This window comes from Acinetobacter sp., assembly GCF_045628685.1.
Taxonomy (GTDB): domain Bacteria; phylum Pseudomonadota; class Gammaproteobacteria; order Pseudomonadales; family Moraxellaceae; genus Acinetobacter.
The window spans coordinates 1-20,461 of sequence record NZ_JAZQPV010000056.1 but is presented as its reverse complement, the minus strand read 5'-3'; the positions used below and the strand labels follow the sequence as shown (position 1 = coordinate 20,461).

Sequence of the window (20,461 nt, the reverse complement as noted above, 5' to 3'; positions counted from 1 at the left end):
ACTGGTCGATCAGCTCGACTGGGAACGGATACGCTGCTTTCTGTTTTTTGGGCTTTTTGGTGGTCATCACTTCGGTCATGGAACAGTCCTTTCGGCATTATTTCATGACCCCGTTCCCACACAGAAAATCTGACAGGCTCGGTTACAGCGACTAAATACTAATTCAAAGCGATGAACTATAAAGACCTCTTGGCTAAGCCTATCTCTAAAGTATTCCCTATCAACGGCAACGCTCAATCCGCACATCAAAACCAGCAAACCATTATCGCTACCTGGTTTGACCAGCAGCCTAAAATCTTGAACGAACAGGACGGCACCAGTATCAACTACGCAGATGCCATCATTGCACTTCGTAAGAAAAAATTCGGCGCATGAATAATCAACAGCAATCTACGTCCGATATCAACGATATCTGGGACGAACTTTTGCACTCACAAGCGAGTCAGAGGTTTTTGGAAGAACAAGTGAAAAAGGCTGAAGTAATTCTTACTACAACAAAGGTAACTTCACCACCTGATCTTGATTCTTGAGTTGCCTTCGCCATAGTACTTATTTCTCATAGCCACTATGGTGCTTTTTACAACCTCGTCTTCTTGTACTAGATAGAGTGGCGTTCGCATAGGTGGCTTGGGCCTTGGTTTCGCCAAACCATGCTTCGCCATAAACTCTTGCTCCGATAGCTCAATTGCGCGGTTGTGCCACTGCCTGGTGCCGTCCGATCCTTCCACCGCAGGACCGTCTTCACGGTGCAGCTCACCATTTTCATACCAAGCACGCGCTCCACTGGCTGCTTCCACTGCTGGCCCTCCTATGCGGTGCAGCAAGCCATTCAGATACCAACGATAGCTTCCATCTGCGTTAATTACTGCTGGACCTTGTGGCCTGTGCCGCTTGCCGTCTATCCACCACTCCCTACCTCCATCTCTCCACATGACTGCGGGGCCATTCAACTTATGCAGCTTGCCGTGGTAATACCACGACTTGGAACCATCACTTTCTATACACGCAGGGCCATCTTCTCTGTGTAGCTGATCATTGCAATACCAAAGCTCCATACCATCTTCTTCATACTTTCCATTCTTCAAGGGGATCTCCAAAAATTTTCCCCTACCGAGATACTATCTTATTGAAAGATATTTTCAACAAAGCCTCGGTTATCGAGTTGAGTAAAAAAATGGCAGTATGCCGATTAATCTTCTTTAACCCTACGCACTACGTAGCGCCCCTACGCATTGCTTCATAGCAATTTATTATTTATTAGTTCATAATGCGTGTATTGGTTGAGGAAAAATTCAATCATTAAATGGCGATCAACTACTAACTAAGCGATTACCCATCAACTGCCTGAATGTGGATAGGCCACAGGAACGGAGGGACTAATTATGAATTAAATACAAAGGAAATCTATGAACAAGGCAGAACAAGAATACTATAGCAAAAACTATTTCGCACACACTGACGGTCAAGATGCACTTGCCGAAGTACCATCCAACTTCGTTGACTTGGTGCTCACTGATCCTCCGTACGGCATTGCCAACAGCGCAAAGCTGACCAAAGTCAAAGACAAAATCGTTAGCACCCAACAAGCTTGGGGAAACGACTTCACCGACAGCTGGGCCACCATTGAAGAGTACTATGATTGGCTCAAGCCATTCATTGCTCAGTTCGTCCGCGTGCTCAAGGACAACGGATCACTGATCCTCTTCCTGGACAGAAAATACACTGGCCTCATCGTTCATTACATTGAACGAGACTTCAAGCTGAACTTCAAGAACAAGATTTACTTCAAGAAGAAGAACCCTGTTCCGAGCATTCGCAAGAATAACTATCGCTCTACCATTGAAGAAGCGGTATGGTTCACAAAGGGTAAGCAATACACCTTCAATTTCGGCCCTCAAGCTGACATGGTGCAGTTCTATGAAGGCCCAATCGGTAGGAAGAAGACAGAGCACCCAACCGAGAAATACGCCTGGATGATTGAGCCCTTGATCAAGAACCACACCCGCCCTGGTGACGTAGTGCTGGACGCCTTTACAGGGTCTGCAACCACACTGGTAATCGCCAAGAAGCACGACTGCCACGCTATTGGGTTTGAGAAGGACAGCCGCTTCCATGAGATGGCCAAGGCCAGACTCCAGCAGGAACAGCTTAAGTTGGCTTTCCAGGCACCACGCAAAGAAGCTGACATTGTGCGAGAACTGGATGCGCTCATGGACGCCGAGCTGGTCTTTGTGCCGAGCAGCGTCAGCACTGCTGCCAACTTCTCTGACCTCGTAGCAGCGTAAGGAGGTAGCTATGACTAACACTACCTGCCTGCAATTCGTCGTCAATGGCATGAACGACAAGATTTTTACCTTTGCCAAGACCAAGGACGGCAACGCCCTGGTACAAATTTTCAAGAAGTGGGGGAAGACCCGCGACGAGCAAATCAAAGAGCTGCTGATTGGCTTTAACAGCTATTTCATGGTTCAAGCTGGAATGATATTGCGCGGTATGCCCAAGCATCCTCGTTCGGTCATTGAATTCATGGGGTCTGAAGATTTTTCAAGCCTTCATGACGAACTGACCAAAACTGTGCAAGATAACTACCATCTTCTCATGACACGTCTTGATAGAAAGCAGAAGCGAAAGCTGGATGCCTTGTTTGAATAAAAATTAAATCTTACTATAAAGGCCACATTAAGTGGCCTTTGTTTTATCACGCTAGTGAGAACGCCACGACGTTCCTTAACTCCGTGAAGTCCCCTTGGGGACTGGCGGCAGCCAAGGGGGAACAATTCAGAACCAATAGCCTGGAGGTTTTCTTTATTGACCAAGCTTCTTCATTTGCTATAACTATTACATAGGAGATAAAAATGAAGAGCAAATTCGAACTAAAAATACAATCATTTCAGCACATTTCTTTTGAGATTCTAAAGAACGGCGACAGCATCCCCAAACTTGGCAACTCTATCTACATCAACGACTCTGAAGAACCAGCACATGAGAAAGAAATGCTGCTCTCAAAAGCACTGTAACATCTCATTGAAACAAAGACGATAGACAATGCTATCAGAACTGACGATAGAGAAGACTTACTTGCTTATATAGACTCTATCCTTGCTGTAGTTCAAGCAAAGCGTTCAGAAGTAATGAGCGTAGAAAAGTATATGGAAGCGTCTAAAGCTACTACCAAGAAGAAATTAAACTCATAAAAAAGCACCCACTTGGGTGCTTTTTACTTCACGCTGCCAAATTTTCAGCACCCATATTACTTGATCTTCTTCCATCCGTCAGTCAAAATCATATGAATTTAACTAGACAGAGAAATCGTGAGTCGCCAAGTCCACCTGCACAAGATTGTCGGTCGTTGCATAGCAAAGAGGCGTCACGCAACGGGAATGAGTCAAGAAACAGTAGCGGAGCTGATGCAGATGAGCACCGAGGGTTACGCTAGGTACGAGCGTGGAGACACACCGGCTTCCCTGCTCAAGCTCAACGACCTAGCGACGATTTTCAAGTGTGGCATTGATGAACTGATCGTTGAAGCAAGCACCGGCCTCACTGCCCAGGCACAGCACATAGCCAAGCTGTTAGACGGCGTTTCTAGCGTTGACAGGGACGAGATAGTGAAGATTGTGGAGAGTATTTGCGCACTGTCTCATAAGAAGGAAAAGAAGAACCTTTCGCGTTAGTGGGCCCTGCCGGCGGCCCCTACTCCATTTCAAAATCGAAATGAAGCAGGCCAATTTTTTCCGCTCCGCTATTTATTAACATCAAACTGCAACACTTCTTCAAAGACGCGGTTTCTTGCTTTAGCGTCTTTAATTAGGGCAGACGCAGGCATCACATACAGATGCAGCGGAATTTCCATTTTTGAGCCAATAGCATAGTCGTTGTAGACCACCCGATCATTGAGTGAGAACACGTCCTTAAAGCCGGTCTGCTTCATATCCCGATAGAAGGCATCATCAATCTCCACAACAGAAAATGCAAACACTTCTCGGACCGTTGGAATTCTGTCGGCAAGCTCACTGGCATACAACCTGCATTGCATCAACGCCTTATTATTTTCAAAGATATCGGCACCGGGCTTTTTAAACTCAATGATTACCAACTTGTTTGGATGGTCTTCACTATCCTTGGAGAAGAAAGCGGCCACATCAGGACGACGCTGCTGCTTGACCTCCACGGTGTCCCCTACTTCCTCTATGATTTTCGCTAGCGTCTCGTCGCTGTAAATATTGGAGTACGACAAAAACTTGTCATCGACTAGCCAAACGTTGTTCTCCCTGATTTCGCTGCCATCCGTTCGTTTGGGAAGAATGGCGTTGTGCAAGGCGTCTTCTGCGCTCGTCGGCGGCATACAGACAAGTGAGTCAATTACCAATGCCCTGTGAACAATGAAGCGTGCCAGGTCTTCACTAGCCAGGTGCGATACGTCATCCAGGGACACTGGCCGACCATTCTCCAGAGCATCTATGAGCTGGTCTTCCCTACGAGCTTGCTGTGCTCTGTAGGTCTTGACCACCTCATCGGCGTCTAACAGCGCAGCATTGCCACCCAAAGAATCTATCTTAATAAATGGATAGTATTTCCTGAGTTTTTCTACGTTACCTGTCTTGAACTGATCAATATCACCTTCCGCAGCCTCGTCGATCATCTTCATGCATTCTTCGTGAATGCGTGGAGTTAGCTTCTCCCGACTGATAGGCGACACCATGTCGGTTTCGTCCTCAGTTTTAGGCAATTCTAGCCGTTGGCGCTCAATGTTTGACCGCTGATTAAAATAGTCAGAGGTGACAAAAATAAGATGTCGGCAAACGTCAAATCGGCGGCTAATAACGTATTCTTCAATGCATAACTCGTCAGCACATAGCATCGCCACAATACCTTTTCGCGGCGCTTCATCCCTAAATAAGTAGCAGTTGAATTTTTCGCCTTGAAACTCAAATTCCTTTGTTAGCTCCGCCTCAATACCATCGCCAGAAAATATATATACTTCATCAAAGGGCTGTCTTGAATTGTGGGTGAACTTGAGCGTGATACTGCGACCGGCTTGATGCTTGAGAAACAAAATCAAACGCAAGTCGTCGCAAATAGCATTTACTAGCTTAGTTACTTGCGTGTTGATTTTCTCTTTCAGATCCAAGAGCATAATGCTCGTGCTTACCGCACCACTTCTTGATGACTTTTTCACATCATCAAGCTTGAATTCAGGCGTATAACTAAACTCAACGAGCTCATGAGCAAGCTGGCTCTTTATCTCAACAGTCTTTGCATACTTAAGGAAGGCTAAACGCCCAACACCTTTACCACCGATATTATCTTTATGGCTGGTACAAATCTCGTCAAAGAAATTCAGGTTCTCAGCCGTAAAACCTTCACCGTCATCGATAATCGTGATTGTTTCTAATGCGCGCCGCTCTTCACTACCCGGCGACAGCTCTTGCTGGCGTTCGGAAAAATGCAGGTCTACGGAGATGTTCTTGCCGCCAGCATGTATAGCGTTGGTCAACGCTTCGCGGATGACATCACGCGCACTGACGCCACCTCGATAGTGTTCAGCGATGAACTTCCTTAAGTTGATTCTTGCCACGGAGACTCCGATTTCTGTAGCCTCAAGCAACTCCGCTTGACCGGCCTAACATTGCATTTATCTCAGCAGTCTACCTTAATGCAAAGTTAGGAGCAATCCAAGAATGAAAAATGCACCTGAATACTGTTTGCACTCGCAGAGAATGTTACATTTGACGCAAGAGCCATCATTAAAGCCGCTAAGATTCCCTTTTTAATTTTATTTATCCTTTTTTATATTATAAACAAATTCTACCAACTGATACCAACAGGTCAACAGTATAGAAAACTACCTTTTCAATTCTTCAGAAAATCAAATTAAATCTATCTCCAACACATAGATAGGAACATGCTTCGTGTCCAACCGGGCAAACTCTAGTACCTTACCTGCTGAATAATCGTCACGAATCAGTGTTTCAGAAATCAGTTTCAAGGTTGCTCCCGCAGCAAACACCACCTCGTTCTCATGTCCTAAGTCCAGACCCTTGCGCTTGTAGACAAATGCCTTGGTGCTTGAGGCAGCTACGCGTACTACGAACAAATCGATGCGCCCAGCGTCATATGCCTTACCCTTGTGATCTGCATTGCGCAACGCTACCTGGGGACAGAAGGACGTGGATAGCGGCCGATCTGTGACCAGCGGGGTTTCACCAGGCCAGACCCCAGCATGGAAGAGTTCCTGGCCAACCGGCAGCAATATCCCGTGGGCGTTTATCTCATTTTGGACCTGTACAGGGTCGTAGGACGGGTAGCTGCTCTTGTACTTTTTCAGACCTGGTGGCGTAGCACTCGGCATAGAACGACGCCACTGCGCATATCCCTTGTCATTATCCAGCACCCTATCAATGTGAAAACCCAAGCCGTTATCAGCACCTACCGTAGCAATGTAGTGCGCCGCCTCCAAAGGATTAGTGACTCTGGCTATCAACCTACCGTTGATATGCATGGAAAACCTGCCTGTCTGCCTGTGCATCTCCATCATTTCTTCGTGAGTTGGAATTTTGGAGGTCCATGCCTCATAAGGCGGATTAAAAGTATCTACTATCGGCAACGCCATGTTCTTCTTCCTTATTTGGTTTCTGATTCGCAACAGTATGAACCAGATTGACGAAACGTAACAGTATCTCAACAGGAACACGTCAGTGAAAACGCTACGACGTTCTTTCAGGACGTTAAGTCCCCGTAGGGACTGGCACCAGCCAAGGGGTTACGCAGGCCGTTTAAACCTGCCTTCCATAAGAAAAACCACCGTAGTGCTGCTAGGTGGCGTTTTGTTGCTGGCGTTTTCAGCGCTCTCGGAGGTTGTGGTAGGTTGGATTGCAACCCCACACCGCTCTAGTAACGTCTGATTTATCCTAAGTCCTCTTTCCCACCTTCATCACCACCAATGTTGTTTTTGTCAAAGTCGCTGCTATCAAATGCAGTGGTACCTTTCAATCCTATCTTGATTACCTTTTTTCTTTTATCCAATAGATCAAGCAAAGGAATGATGTTGTCTGCGCCTCCGCTTTCTACGAGTTCAATAAACCACTTTTGCTTGCTGACATAGGCGACCTCGTTCTTGCACATCTCTGCAATCTTCTCTTCAATAGTTTTTGACTGGCTGGTAGCGATAAATCGCATAGCCAGATACAGATCATTGTCAATTCGCGCGCTGATTCTTGTCTCAATGCTGACTTTTGCTGAACTCATCTTTGTGTTTTTCTTCATTAATTTTCTCCATAATTTATTCAGTTGTAGCAGGATAATTTTAGTTGTCAACATAGATTGCAACATTCCTTATATAGCCTGTGCGCATATGCACATGGCTAAAAATTCAATTTACATGGGTAGAAACATGTACCGTTAACTCCCATTATTTATCCTGTACGCCTATGCACATAGGCTAAACAGTCGATTTACATGTGTAGAAACAAGAACTATTAACAGTCCAGATGTTTCAACCTTAGATACTGCGATGTACAAATTTGGACTGCTAACACTAATAATTCCTCCAACCAGAAGTATTGGAATTTAGACAGTCTGGGTGGTAACAGTCCAAGTTTGCTCAACATATTCCACAATATTTGACATCAATTTTTTATTTGCTATTCTATTAATTAGTGGCGTTACTTTAACTGCCTGAAAAACAAGAAAAACAGGAAAAATAAGTTAAAGCAAGGTCAATCAATCCTACGCTTACCCCTAACGGGCTATTCTTAGTTTGAATATCGTGGGTTTCACCCACACCCGCTGCTGCGCGAGGCCAGGTAAAAAACACAATAAAGGAGGCCAAATGGCACAACCAAAAAAACTAAAAGATCCACATCTCAAACAGAGAGCCGGTCAAACTGGCGTTGAAGCAAATAAACAAAGACGCACTAAGCGTTTTGAAATCAGGTTCACCGCTGAAGAATGGGCCGCTCTCCAACAACGAGCCATAGAAGCAGGAGCATCTTCCACAGCAATTTATGCTCGTGCAGCTCTTCTGCCTGCCAACCACCAGGCTGACAACGAGACTAAAGCAGAGCACAAACTTCGTATTCAGTTATTGGCTTCGCTTGGAAAAATCGGCAGCAATGTCAATCAGATTGCTAGAGCAATCAATCGCATGAAGGTATGGAACAGCACGACAGAAGGCATGCTTCAAGAGCTGACAAAAATTCAGGAAGGGGTAACAGCTATAACAAGGATATTTAGGGAGAAGAAATGAACATAACGATCTTCCCAACTGGGAAAGGTGGGGCAGCTTCAGCCGTTAATTACTTACTGAACGACGTAGATCATGAAGGAAAAAAGCGCTCTGTCATGCCTGAGATCCTGTTTGGCGATCCCGACACCTTCACGGCCATAGCCAATGCAACTAACAGATTGCATAAATACACTTCTGGCGTGTTTGCATTCCGTGACCGAGAAACCCTTACCCCTCACCAGACCAGCACCCTCATCGAAACATTTCGCGCCACGTTCCTACCAGGCTTGAGGCTGGACGAGAACTTTGCAGATTTTTGGGTCATGCACCGCGACAAGGGGAACCTAGAGCTGCACTTCCTGGTTGCCAACACTGAGATCACCACCGGCCAGCAGCTCAACATTCATCCACCGGGCGAGAAGAATATTCAGTTCTTCCGCGCCTTCTCTGCGGTCATGAACAACACCTTCGGCTTCGCCCAAGTAGTACCAGATCCTCTAAAAATTGCACTTAAGCCATTTGAAGCAAAGTCACCCAGCGGCAAGAAAAATAAGAAGGCCAAGAACGACTTTGCCAAGGTCCTGCACGCAGAGATCACCAACGGCTTCATTGCTGACCGCAACGCCTTGATCGGCTTCATGAAGCGCAGCGGCATTGACGTGCAGAAGGTCAGCGGCGACTTCATCACCGTCCGTCTGCCTGGCGCTCAGAAAAACACACGCCTTAAAGGCCCACTGTTCACCAAGAACAGCAATTATGCCGAACTAGTAAGGCAGCACCACCAATCCAAGATCCCAACGTTCCTGGCACCATTAGAGGCTCAAGAACAGAAGGACAAGCTGGTAGCAGGGATCGAGGCCAGAGCCGCTTTCAACCAGCGTCGCTACCTATCCCCTAAACCTGGTGCAAACCGCAACAGAACCGCTGCCATGCCCGCCGGTGCTAATGCTCAGATCAAGCTGAATCCTGTCAAAGTGCAATCGCTATCAAATAACACCAGCATTATCATAGCCAGCCAACTGACAGCGTTGAAAGATCAAGCTGATCCCGCTATCAGCAACCCGGCCGCTCAACTTCCTCACCACGTCGCACGCCGCCAAGATGAACGAGAACAGGCCACCGCCATCCCCTCCGTCACAGGTGCTGCCTTGGGTGGTTTAGAAGCCCAGATTGGCAACCTATCCTTGCAATATCACACCCTTTTATTGAGCCTGGCCAGTGCCACAGGGAGACGAGCTTCGCTACTCCAGGCACAAATCATGGCTGTAGAGCAAAAACTAGCTGCTTTGAATCTTGAGCTGCAACGAAAAAAAGCCCAACTTGTCAGCGATCCAGCTAAACCAAAAACATAAAGTCACCAACAGGTGCTTTTTCAGTTATGAAATACTAGTTAAAATCATATGAATTTAACTTGACAATATCTATTCTCCTGATAGAAATATAAGAACAGGAGATATAAATGATCAAGAAGAAAAACAACTCATACCGCCTTATCAAAGACAACATTGCAAAGCTCACCTTAATTCACCTAGCAACACGCATTTCCCCATCAAATCTGACAGCAATATTTTTAAGCAATTTTGCTGACGACAAGCTGCGTTTGATGAAGAAGACAAAGGACGGCTATTGGCAATGGGACTTATCAAGCAAAACACCCTACAAGTACTTTAAGAGGGAATCGGCAAAATACCTGAAGAACAACTCGTCCAATCATTCCCTCAAAACGATGCTAGAGATTATAAAAAATAGATACCTTACCAATGAGTATATTGGCTTTAGATACGAAGCTCTACTACTGAACTATCGATCACAAGAGTCATTTTTGAAGGATTTTGTACGCGACAGTTTCATTAGAGTATTCCCACCTCTACCAACCATGACACCAAAAGAAAGGGCAACCAGAAATCAAAGACTAGGAAAGATATCTTGCGATCATTGGATAGGAGACATTGTGGAATGCAACTACTTTAGTCAAGCACCAGGATTTATGATGGATAATGTAAAAAAATCCATTAATATGATTGAGCTTTATGTTGCAAATATACTCAACGACAAGAATCTAGATTATGACTTCATGAAGCTTGAAAGCAACCAAAATTTGCAAACAAAACTTCAACCTAAGCCACAAGAAGTCAAGGCAAAGATTGTTAAGATTTAATACTTCTTTGTTTCATATATAGCGCTAGTTCATCCTCTATCGTAAAAAAAGAATTACTTCTTACCCTGCACACAGTCACGCCAGTGAGAAGGCTCCGGCCTTCTTCTAAGTTATGAGGTCCGGGGACCGGCGACAGCCCAGGCGGCCAGTAACGGCATTGCCTAAGCTACTGCCACTTATAATTCCCATTTGATAATTATCACTAGACCAATAGCCCTCGCTCGCTGTAGACTGGAGGAACTTTTTGTTGCAAATAGCCCAAGGGCCAACATGGGGGAGTGAGTCGGTGATCAATCAGATAGACATAGCGAGTTTTGGCAGCTTCCAAGGCTTAGATTGGAAAAAGACGGTAAAGGATAGTGGCAAGACGGTCCAGAATTTCAAACGGCTGAACATTCTGTATGGACGAAACTACTCTGGCAAGACGACGCTCTCACGCATCTTTCGTTCGCTTGAAACTCGCAAGCTCCCCCTGAACTATATCGGGGCGTCCTTTTCCATGACTGGTGATAAAGGCGCTGTCACCCATACTGGTTTAGCTGCGCACAACTACGACATCCGGGTGTACAACCGAGACTTCGTGACTGACAACTTGAGCTTCCTGGTCAATCAGGAGGTCGGTGGCGTCATCAAAACGTTCGCCATCGTCGGTGAGCAGAACAAAGAAATTGACGACGCCATCGCTGCGATTGAAGTCAAGCTAGGCAGTGTGGAAAGCAAGGCAGGACTTCGGTTTGATCTGGAAACAAAAAGAAAAGAGCGCGATCAGACGAGGACGGCTCACACTACCGCGTCAAATGGCCTAGAAGAAAAGCTCCGTTTGCATGCCAGCGACAAGATCAAGAAGAACCGCCAATACGGTACTGCCATCTATAACATCACCCACATCAAAGCCGACATTGCTTCCACGAAAAAGCCTGACTTCGTTGCTCTTACTACCGAGCAACAGGGCAGCAAACTTAACTTGCTCAAGCAAGAAGCTCTGCCAGATATCACAGGCACCTTGGCCATCAGCCTCAAGTTGGAATCGCTGACGGCAACAGCCAACCCGCTGCTGTCTAAGACAATTACCCCAACCAAGGCCATTGAGGAACTTCTCAAGGACAGCGCCTTACAGCTCTGGGTAAAACAAGGGATGGGCCACCACAGGGAGAAGCGCGAAACCTGCGCCTTCTGCCGCCAAGATCTGCCACACGACATTTGGCAGGCATTAGATGAGCACTTCAGCAAAGAATCTGACGATCTGGAAACCGCCTTAGATACTTCGATTAGTTCGGTCACAGAGGAAATCGCCACCATTGCAGGACTCAACGCTTTCACAGGCACTCAGTTTTACGCTGAAGAGCGTACTGCATTTGAAGCCAGCAGCATAGCCCTGTCCCAAGCATTAAGCGTGTATAAGAAGGATCTGGAAACGCTCAAAAAAGCGCTTGAGACTCGGAAGAACAACCTGTTCCAGCCAGTATCGTTAAAGAGTGCTGTGCACGACGCGACAGAAATTGAAAAGCACGTCGCCGACATCAATTCGCTCATCTCCAAGAGCAACGGTAAGACCACCACACTTGAAAAGGACAAGACCGCCGCTAGGTTGACGCTTCGCCTGGCTGATGTATTCGCGTTCGTTGAGGCCATCACCTACGAAAAAGAAGTTAAAAACATTGAGAATCTAAAGACTACTGCTGATACGGCAGGCACGACCTTCACCAATGCGGAAAAAGCTATCCGTGACGCGGAGGCCGAAGTTCAAACGTTGAGAGCTAAACAGAAGGATGAGCGCAAAGGTGCTGAACGGGTTAATGCCCTCCTTAACAACTTTTTCGGTCATGATGGCATTAAGCTGGAAGCTCGCGAAGGAGGAGACAAGGCAACCGTCAAGTTTGAGATCACGCGCAACGGCAAATCGGCATACAACCTCAGTGAAGGCGAGTGCAGCCTTATCGCTTTCTGCTATTTCATGGCAAAACTTGATGATCCTGAGAGTAAAGGCAAAGAGTTAATAATCTACATTGATGATCCAATTTCCAGCTTGGACGGAAATCATATCTTCTTCATGTACAGCTTGATTGAAACCTTGATCGCCAAGCCCTTGAAAAATACTGACGGTTCAAACAAGTATCGCTATAAACAACTATTCATCTCCACACACAACTTGGACTTTCTGAAATACCTGAAGCGCCTGTCCATTCCGATGAAGAAGCTGCCAGCAGCAGAGGGAACAAAGGCAAAGAGTGTCAGCGATCATGAACACTTTATGATTGAGCGAAACGGAGCTTCAAGCAACATCACGCTAATGCCGTCCTATCTCAGAGACTACATCACTGAGTTTCATTACCTTTTCCACCAAATTTACAAGTGCAAAGATCAAGCTGCCGCAGCAGAAAATCACGAGCCGTTCTTTGGCTTTGGCAATAATCTGCGCAAATTCTTAGAGGCATTTTTATTCTTCAAATTTCCATACCATGATGACAAGAACGATTCATTTGAACGGATAAAAAAGTTCTTTGGTGAAGAGGAAGACACAGCCATTGTACTTATCAATCGCCTCAACAACGAGTTCTCACACCTAGAGTCGGTTCCGGACAGAGGATTTAAGCCTGTTGAAATACCAGAGATTGCTAAGGTTGCCAACTATGTTTTAGATAAGATTTATATATCAGACAAGGCGCAATACAACTCTCTTTTGAAAAGCATTGACCAGCCTGAGCGAATGGACTGATTTTTTTCAACGCCTCGTCCTTAAAACAAAAGCACCCGGACAGGTGCTTTTTATTTCGCATTTTCAATGTTTTTGATTAGTTAACTTCAAATTAACTTAACTAATAGCATCCTCGTTGTCTTCCCAAAGCGACGGCCGGTTCTCTAAAGATACTTGCGTACCGGGCTGTCCTCGTACTTCGTAAGCGATACCGTCTGAGAACTCGTGTAAGTCAATCCATACGAACTTCTTCCCATCAAACTCTTTAGGGAAAACCATAAACAGAACCTCGCATTTAATGCCTGGTACTTCAGACTCAGCAAATACTTTGAACTGGCGATATTTTTCAATCTCCCAGTCAGGCATAGCGAAGCTTTTTCCATTGTCAGTGGTGGCAAACTTGGCATCAGCAACGATGACATCGGTGTCCGATCCGCTCTCTATAATGAAATCAGGGCGTTTTCCACCAAGTTTTCTCAGTCTTTGGTGCATCGTAGTCCTTCCTTGATCGAAATTCACGAAAGGCCATCTATTCCTATTTAACCACTGGCGAGCAAACCTTTTCCCCCCAGTGACCAGAGTGAACAGGATCAAGTTTTGCTAAGGCTAGACGGAATTCTTGCAGTGTTTTTGCCATAATTTCCCTTCTTTTCTCCTAGTTGGTTTTTAACAGCATAGCGAGTTACAACCACTACTTATACCAACGCAATGCCGTCAGGCGGAACGGCTCCGACCGTTGCATGGGCTATAAGGTTCGGGGACCGGCGACAGCCAATCGTTGAAGTCAGATCAAGCTCTCAATGCTTACATCGCGTTGAGAAGATCCATTGGATCGGGTGGATTTGTCCTGGCGAAGAATTCAGTACCAATAAGAATTGGCTGGTATTGAATATTGTAGCGAGCGACCATCTCCGCTGCCCTTCCAATGAACATCATGTCATTAAAATGGTCAGGAGCCTTGTAATGCTTTACCAAGCGGGGAGGCAATGCCGCATCAACAATCGTATCGCCTCCCAATGAAATCCACGCATGAACCTTTTGCGCACCTTGCAAATGCTCTATCGCCTGGACCTCTTGCTGCAAGCTATCCAAGGTTGTCTCAAACTCGTCAGTTCCGTTGATGATGACATTGCCCAAGACAATATTTGCAGCAATGCCTTGGTTGTTCAGGTGTGCAAAGATGTTGGTCGAAAGTGTCTGGCAGGAGTTTCCCCAGTAGCCGGGCACCACCCTATCTAAAAATCCTGAAAACTCTCCCAAGAGCTGTGAAGTTCTCCGCAGCACTCCGTCGTCAATTTGAGCTTCCGGTGAAATGATCAGTGGCCGTTTAAAGCCCAGTTTAGCTGATTCTGCGATAGCGTCCTTTAACATTCCACGATAAATATCTGTGTAACCTAAAACGTCCTCTTTATTCATCTTAACCCAACTTTCATATTTACTTCTGATTTCTCTTCAAAGAGTACTGCAAGCTATGCGAAGTAATCGAAAAAAAAGCACCCAATCGGGTGCTTTCGTCCTGCTACAGTGCTTCTACGAGCTTAAGCAATTCGGCAACGGAATAAGCTCCATCAATCCGATTATTATCGAAAGCCATCATATAGTGGTAACGATATCCTGTTTCGTGCGTAATTTGATTAGCCTGTGCTTGCCAAATTTGGCCCAACTTAAGTTTATCTTTTGAATCCGAATTATCCCGATCATCACCTTTCGTTTCCAAAACAATGATATTCTTGTTCTCAGTAATTATCAAAAAATCAGGGTAATGGTTCAAGAAGCCATTAATTACAAAGCCTTTGCCTCGCTCAAGATTTCTGTGCCACCAGACGACGTTTTCCAGGTCCGCCACGCTACGTATGACCTTAGACTCCAAGCCGTTTACACCAGCTTCAGTAACGTACAAGCTCTTGCTGATTGCTGGAGCATTATCGCTAGGCGTAATCGTAGGAGAGAACGAAAACTCTGGACGGAGCGTAATTTTCTGAGTGGTGAGCCAGTTGTTAAATTCTTTGGCCGCGTATTGGTTGGCTAAGCTCTGGATCTTTTCTTTAATAAGCTTAACGTAGGCATAGTCTCGCTCAAGGCAATCGGCCCGTTGTTCAGCATTCATAACCTCAACAATACGTTTCAGATAGTGCTTTACATCGTTATCTTCAATTGGGTAAAAAGAATTCTTCCCTAACAGACCGAACAACCGGCCAATAATAGATGTAACTTGTCCAGAGAGAGGCTGACTCTTGATGATTTTATTGAATCGATCCTTCTGCTCTTTCTTCACTGGTTTAAAAGCGAGGGAACTTTCACCATTTCCGATATCCTCTGCATCTACCGCATATACATCAGATTCAATGGCCGTGAAGTTGATCGTAGCGTCCAAGTTCGCAAGCGCAAAGTTGGACAATAAGTTCTCTTTAGCCAGCTTATGCCAATCGTCACCAGTGTCAAAGAAGCCACCGTCTGAAGGGAGCTTGACGAAGAACTGAGGTAATTTTATCGCTTTTGCTGACTGTTCAAAAACGGGTTTTAGCTTGTGTTCGTTCATGTGCGCTTTGAGTTCTTCGGGAAAGGTACCGCCGGTGGCTGCTTCAGATTGCTGCTCAAACTGTTTAGCTTGAGCCACCGCTTGCGCCTTAATTTCCTCAACACCTGTGCTATCTCCAGTACTAGCCACAACCGTCTGACCAATGGCAGCACCGCCAGTCTCCAGCGCCACGCCAGAACCAATCGCTGCCTGCTGGACAGCCTGCTCTTCCCAGTTCTGGTTAAGCTTGCTTTTATCAACGTCTATACTTGCTTCTCCCGAGGCCGCAGCAGTCGCATCAGGGTTAGTCGCTTCAGACGGCGGCCCAGTTAGATCCAGTTGCTCTTGAGTGCCAGTAGGATGCGTTGGCGGTTCTTCCGAGGTGAGCGCTGTCAGATCCACTTCACGATAATCACGCTTGGAAAATCCAGCCTTGTTCAGACCAGCCACAACCTGGCTCAGTGTACTTTGGAACTGACTTGAAGAGGTGAAGACATAGCTAAGATTAAGCAGTTCTACGCTATGCTTGCGCGTGTAAGGCATACGCAAAACCCGGCCAAGAATCTGCGTGACATCCACCACCGAGGACTTATTTGCCAACGTCGCCAACACATATGCAAACGGGCAATCCCAGCCTTCTTTAAGCGCATTTACAGTTATGATGTATCGCACTTCGCACTGTCGGCTCCACAGATCAACACCCTTCAACTCATTCACATTGGCCGTCTTAATTGCAATGTGCTCAGGTGGAATGTTGAGATCCAGCAGAATCTCACGCACCTTCTCAAAGGTCGTAGTGTCGTCTTTTGTCTTTGGTTCAGCCTGGAAAAGAACAATTGGACGAATGTATCCGCCGCCATTAGCCTCAGCCTTTTTGGCGAACTCTTCCAACTGTCGGCGCATGTTCAGCGCTGCATTAATCACATCAGCCTGCGTGCGTTGATTAGCAACGATTACAGGCAACTTGACCATATTCTGCTTCTTCAGACTCAGCGCATCAACATAGCTAATAATATTGCTGTTGTCGCGGGGCGTCGCTGTCAGGTCAAAAATAAAGCTTGGGTTGAGATTGCGAAGCATGTCCACAGACAAGCTGCTTTCGGCATTGTGGCTTTCGTCTACCACCACAACAGGTTTCAAACTACGCATGACGTTGATGAGCGCAGAAGGATCAGTTCCCTCAAGTGGCTCTACCACATCGCTGTCATCGTTCAAGAACGAAGCAAGATAGCCGTTCTCTTGAAACGCCTTGCGGTTCTCTTTGTTAGTGGCCTTCAACGAGTCAAAGGACATGACCACCAAAGAAAGTTGCTCTTTAACCGTGTCTGCGTTGAAGCCAGCACCTTGCAGAACGTCAGCCTTTTCGTACACCTGAACACGTCCATTGAACAGGTCATTCAGCCGTTGACGATACGGGTGATCGATATTTGATAGGTTCTTGACGGTTTGCTCAAGAATCGTCAGCGAAGGAACCAACCACACCACGAACTTTGGGCGTGTCGGGTTGTACTCAGAAAAAGCTGTAAAAATTCTGTCCAGTGCATTGACCGCGATGTAAGTCTTGCCACCAGCGGTGGGTACCTTCACGCATACGTGCGGCACTTCCTTGATGTTGTTCTTGTAGATTTGATTAAGAACGCCACGATCCTTCCAATACTTACTAAAAGCATTCGGAAGATGCCCTTTGCACTCAAGCAGGGTTTCTAAATATTTGCCGAGGTCTTTCAGGACATCGGCTTGATAATCTTTAAGTTCCATATCTTTTTCTTTTTTTAGAAACGTGTGATGTCTCGTGGAATACGCTTGAAGGTGATTCCGTGCTTGTAAAGGAATTCTTTATCCAACGCACATTTGTCGGCATAAACCGTGAATTGCTCTGGTCGAGCCGAAAGGGACTTGATGTTTAAGCTTCCCAAGAAATCTAGATCAAGAGTGGTGACACGATCACGCTCATAATGGAACAACCACAGCGCAGTATTTGTGGCACCCAATGCATAAGGACTTACTAAATTATCTTCATCAAACCGGTTTCCGGGTGGGATGCTTTCTGTATATGCGACATAGTCTCTAATAGCGGCAACGCCTACCTCTTCGTTTATGTTCTTGTCTTCTTTAAACAACGCTGCCCCAACAGTATAAAAGTCAAAGCATCCGCCGGTCCCGACATTCACCGTAATATCATTACCATAACCGCTCATAACGCGACGAACACGCTCTGCTGTAATTGTTTCAGCATAATCCATCATTTCGCATAAGATAAACCGGCGATTTCCACCATCCTCTGCATTCAATTTCAACACCGCATGTGCGGTTGTGCCACTCCCAGCAAAAGAATCTAGGATAATTGCGTTCTTGGAAGTTGAAACCTCAAGAATTCGCTTAATAAGAAGTGAAGGTTTGGGAGTTGGGAAGACCTTATCGCCAAAAATTTCTTTCAATTCCTGATTTGCATTATCAGTGTTGCCAGCAAATTCATGATCCCAAAAATTCACAGGGGGCATAACATCCCTCACCTCCGACAAGAATCTTTTAATTGAAGGAGTCTTCGATTTACCATCAGCCCCCCAATATACCAGCCCTTCTTCAAGATACTTGTGAAAAGTTTCTTTAGAAGAGCGCCAAGCCTTCTTTGTAGGAATTAAGAGTTCCCCTGTGTTGGGCTGCGTAATTTCATAGGAAAGGTTTGGTCGTTCAGCAGGTGACAACGGATTGGAAAAGGAAGCGGCTTTCCAAGGACCACGAGGGTCGTTATCCGGGTTGGTGTAGCGAGCATTTGCCTCTTCTCCCTTCGCAATCATATTCGGCTTAAATGACTGCGATTTCGAATAGCAGCAAATATGTTCTACAATATTAGTAAAACCTTCGGTGTTATTGCTGCGCGTGTATCTTTTCTGCCATTCTATTTGCGCCACGAAATTAGATGAACCAAATATCTCGTCGAGAAGCATTTTCAAATGAGCTACTTCATTATCATCTATGGATACAAAAATAACACCATCATGCGCCAATAAGCGATGCAAAAGTTTCAGACGGGGAAACATCATGCACAACCATTTGTCATGCCTGCTTAAATCTTCACCTTCTTTACCCACAACCTGCCCAAGCCATTTTTTTATCTTCGGATCATTAACTGCATCATTGTATACCCAACCCTCATTACCTGTGTTATAAGGCGGGTCGATGTAAATGCAATTTACCCTACCTTCAAATTCAGGAAGAAGACTTTTTAAAGACTCAAGGTTATCGCCATGAATGATGCGGTTATTCGTAGAATTGGTTGGAGAACCCGTTTTAGCCTCAAAGCTGTACTTTTTTTCGAGCAAACGAAAAGGCACATCATGATGATGATTGACCACCTTGTGTTTCCCGACCCACTGAAGCATTGGCATAAATTTGTTTTTCTAAGAAACACTGGCCGCAAGCGGCCAGTGATGTTTGTTAATTGCTGTAATTTTACTGCTAACCCGCCTCTTCATCCCACTTTCGCAGGAGAGCCAGCTTGGCTGCAATCTTGATCTCTAAGCCTCTTGGCACGGGTTGATACCAACCAGGCTCTGGTATGCCATCAGGAAGATAAGTTTCCCCTGCTGCATAAGCATTCGGTTCGTCGTGAGCATATCGGTATTCATGTCCATAGCCAAGTTCTTTCATTAGCTTGGTGGGAGCATTACGCAAGTGAACAGGCACTCCCTTGCTCTTATCCTGCCTCACGAAAGCTTTGGCTTGATTGTAGGCGTTGTATCCAGCATTGCTTTTCGCAGCTACAGCCAGATAGATAACCGCCTGACCTAGCGCCAACTCCCCTTCTGGACTGCCAAGGCGCTCATAAGTTAAAGCCGCATCATTGGCTATCTGCATAGCTCTCGGGTCAGCTAAGCCAATGTCTTCCCAGGCCATGCGAACAATGCGCCGCGCAAGATACCGCGCATCTGCGCCACCGTCCAACATACGAGTTAGCCAATACAAGGCGGCGTCAGGATGTGACCCACGCACCGATTTATGCAGAGCTGAAATCTGGTCATAGAAGTTATCGCCGCCCTTGTCAAAACGTCGACTATTCAACGTCAAGGCGTTCTGCAAGAAGTCTGCGGTAATCTCCGTGATACCTGAAGTATTTGCGGCAGTGCTTGTTTGCTCCAGCAAATTCAAGAACCGTCTTGCATCACCGTCTGCATACCCGATAATCGTGTCGGTGGCTAAGTCGTCAAACTGGAGATGGCCTAGTGCGATAACTTGCGCACGCTTCAAAAGCAGCCTTAGTTCTTCGTCAGTAAGCGACTTCAGAACATAGACTTGCGCCCGCGACAGCAGAGCCGAATTAACTTCAAAAGAAGGATTCTCTGTGGTGGCACCAATGAAGATAACAAGGCCACTTTCTGCATAGGGAAGAAGAGCATCTTGTTGGGACTTATTGAACCTGTGAATCTCATCTACGAACAAGATCGTATGCTTGCCCGTAGCCAGATTCTGCTGGGCCTGCTCCATTGCGGCCCTTATGTCTTTGACGCCAGAGAACACTGCCGACAAGGCAATAAATTCGCACTTAAATGCGGTTGCCGTGAGCCGTGCCAAAGTCGTTTTCCCTACTCCGGGCGGCCCCCAAAAAATCATGGAATGCGGCTTGCCCGACTGAAAAGCCAGCCTTAAAGGTTTGCCCTCACCGAGCAAGTGAGACTGTCCAACCACCTCGTCCAAGGTCTTTGGACGAAGCTCTTCTGCCAATGGCGCTTGAGGCTCTTGAGAGAACAAATCAGCCATGCTTCCCCCATGCGAAACAATGGGGAAGCCCAAATATTTGCACAATTAGTCTTGTAAGTAATTGATTTAAATAAGACTTGACAGCTTTGTTGAAGCGGTGGATCT

At 46.1% G+C, this 20,461-nt stretch carries 18 protein-coding genes; 9 read left to right on the top strand and 9 right to left on the bottom strand.

What is annotated here, in order from left to right:
- Window positions 1-171 precede the first annotated feature (171 nt).
- Window positions 172-375 (top strand): hypothetical protein, encoded by a 204-nt coding sequence (locus ACKI4H_RS07785; protein WP_407304901.1) that lies wholly within the window; start codon window positions 172-174, stop codon window positions 373-375.
- A 131-nt stretch (window positions 376-506) separates the two neighbouring features.
- Here the strand turns inward: ACKI4H_RS07785 and ACKI4H_RS07780 are convergent, their stop codons facing one another.
- Window positions 507-1,085 carry a hypothetical protein gene (locus tag ACKI4H_RS07780; protein ID WP_407304899.1) on the bottom strand — a complete coding sequence of 193 codons (579 nt, stop codon included), beginning with the start codon at window positions 1,083-1,085 and terminating at the stop codon, window positions 507-509.
- 321 nt (window positions 1,086-1,406) lie between these two features.
- Between ACKI4H_RS07780 and ACKI4H_RS07775 the strand changes: the two genes are divergently transcribed.
- The 4 genes from ACKI4H_RS07775 to ACKI4H_RS07760 all read left to right on the top strand — a co-directional run bounded on the left by ACKI4H_RS07775 (window position 1,407) and on the right by ACKI4H_RS07760 (window position 3,674).
- Window positions 1,407-2,285, top strand: a complete 879-nt coding sequence (locus tag ACKI4H_RS07775) for a DNA-methyltransferase (protein ID WP_407304898.1) — start codon at window positions 1,407-1,409, stop codon at window positions 2,283-2,285.
- A 10-nt stretch (window positions 2,286-2,295) separates the two neighbouring features.
- Entirely contained in the window at window positions 2,296-2,652 is a 357-nt protein-coding gene (locus ACKI4H_RS07770; protein WP_407304895.1) for a hypothetical protein, read from the top strand.
- A 203-nt stretch (window positions 2,653-2,855) separates the two neighbouring features.
- On the top strand, window positions 2,856-3,017 hold the full coding sequence (locus tag ACKI4H_RS07765) for a hypothetical protein (RefSeq protein ID WP_407304894.1): 162 nt from the start codon (window positions 2,856-2,858) through the stop codon (window positions 3,015-3,017).
- A 294-nt stretch (window positions 3,018-3,311) separates the two neighbouring features.
- The gene (locus ACKI4H_RS07760; RefSeq protein WP_407304893.1) at window positions 3,312-3,674 is read left to right on the top strand and encodes a helix-turn-helix domain-containing protein; all 363 of its coding nucleotides are present in this window, start codon (window positions 3,312-3,314) and stop codon (window positions 3,672-3,674) included.
- A 68-nt stretch (window positions 3,675-3,742) separates the two neighbouring features.
- Here ACKI4H_RS07760 and ACKI4H_RS07755 read toward each other — a convergent pair whose 3' ends face one another.
- From ACKI4H_RS07755 to ACKI4H_RS07745, 3 genes are all read right to left on the bottom strand, one after another.
- Entirely contained in the window at window positions 3,743-5,578 is a 1,836-nt protein-coding gene (locus tag ACKI4H_RS07755) for an ATP-binding protein (RefSeq protein WP_407304892.1), read from the bottom strand.
- 291 nt (window positions 5,579-5,869) lie between these two features.
- Window positions 5,870-6,613 (bottom strand): hypothetical protein, encoded by a 744-nt coding sequence (locus ACKI4H_RS07750; protein ID WP_407304890.1) that lies wholly within the window; start codon window positions 6,611-6,613, stop codon window positions 5,870-5,872.
- A gap of 293 nt (window positions 6,614-6,906) precedes the next feature.
- Complete coding sequence (locus ACKI4H_RS07745; RefSeq protein ID WP_407304889.1) at window positions 6,907-7,266, bottom strand: hypothetical protein; 360 nt, start codon at window positions 7,264-7,266, stop codon at window positions 6,907-6,909.
- Window positions 7,267-7,831: 565 nt separating this feature from the next.
- Here ACKI4H_RS07745 and ACKI4H_RS07740 point away from each other — a divergent pair.
- From ACKI4H_RS07740 to ACKI4H_RS07725, 4 genes are all read left to right on the top strand, one after another.
- Complete coding sequence (locus ACKI4H_RS07740) at window positions 7,832-8,248, top strand: plasmid mobilization protein (RefSeq protein ID WP_407304888.1); 417 nt, start codon at window positions 7,832-7,834, stop codon at window positions 8,246-8,248.
- Window positions 8,245-9,579: a hypothetical protein gene (locus ACKI4H_RS07735; RefSeq protein ID WP_407304887.1), complete on the top strand. Its 1,335-nt coding sequence runs from the start codon at window positions 8,245-8,247 to the stop codon at window positions 9,577-9,579. Before ACKI4H_RS07740 ends, ACKI4H_RS07735 begins: the two co-directional genes overlap by 4 nt.
- A gap of 107 nt (window positions 9,580-9,686) precedes the next feature.
- Entirely contained in the window at window positions 9,687-10,385 is a 699-nt protein-coding gene (locus ACKI4H_RS07730) for a hypothetical protein (RefSeq protein WP_407304885.1), read from the top strand.
- A 244-nt stretch (window positions 10,386-10,629) separates the two neighbouring features.
- On the top strand, window positions 10,630-13,101 hold the full coding sequence (locus ACKI4H_RS07725) for an AAA family ATPase (RefSeq protein ID WP_407304883.1): 2,472 nt from the start codon (window positions 10,630-10,632) through the stop codon (window positions 13,099-13,101).
- A gap of 96 nt (window positions 13,102-13,197) precedes the next feature.
- On the opposite strand, the gene ACKI4H_RS07720 is transcribed toward ACKI4H_RS07725, so the two are convergent.
- From ACKI4H_RS07720 to ACKI4H_RS07700, 5 genes are all read right to left on the bottom strand, one after another.
- Window positions 13,198-13,572, bottom strand: coding sequence for a hypothetical protein (locus tag ACKI4H_RS07720; protein ID WP_407304881.1), 375 nt, complete (start codon window positions 13,570-13,572; stop codon window positions 13,198-13,200).
- Window positions 13,573-13,884: 312 nt separating this feature from the next.
- Entirely contained in the window at window positions 13,885-14,496 is a 612-nt protein-coding gene (locus tag ACKI4H_RS07715; protein ID WP_407304880.1) for a hypothetical protein, read from the bottom strand.
- Window positions 14,497-14,599: 103 nt separating this feature from the next.
- On the bottom strand, window positions 14,600-17,356 hold the full coding sequence (locus ACKI4H_RS07710) for a DEAD/DEAH box helicase (RefSeq protein ID WP_407304878.1): 2,757 nt from the start codon (window positions 17,354-17,356) through the stop codon (window positions 14,600-14,602).
- 14 nt (window positions 17,357-17,370) lie between these two features.
- Window positions 17,371-18,987, bottom strand: a complete 1,617-nt coding sequence (locus tag ACKI4H_RS07705; protein ID WP_407304877.1) for a site-specific DNA-methyltransferase — start codon at window positions 18,985-18,987, stop codon at window positions 17,371-17,373.
- Window positions 18,988-19,057: 70 nt separating this feature from the next.
- A complete protein-coding gene (locus tag ACKI4H_RS07700; protein ID WP_407304875.1) occupies window positions 19,058-20,356 on the bottom strand; it encodes a replication-associated recombination protein A in 1,299 nt (432 codons plus the stop codon).
- Between the last annotated feature and the right edge of the window lie 105 nt (window positions 20,357-20,461).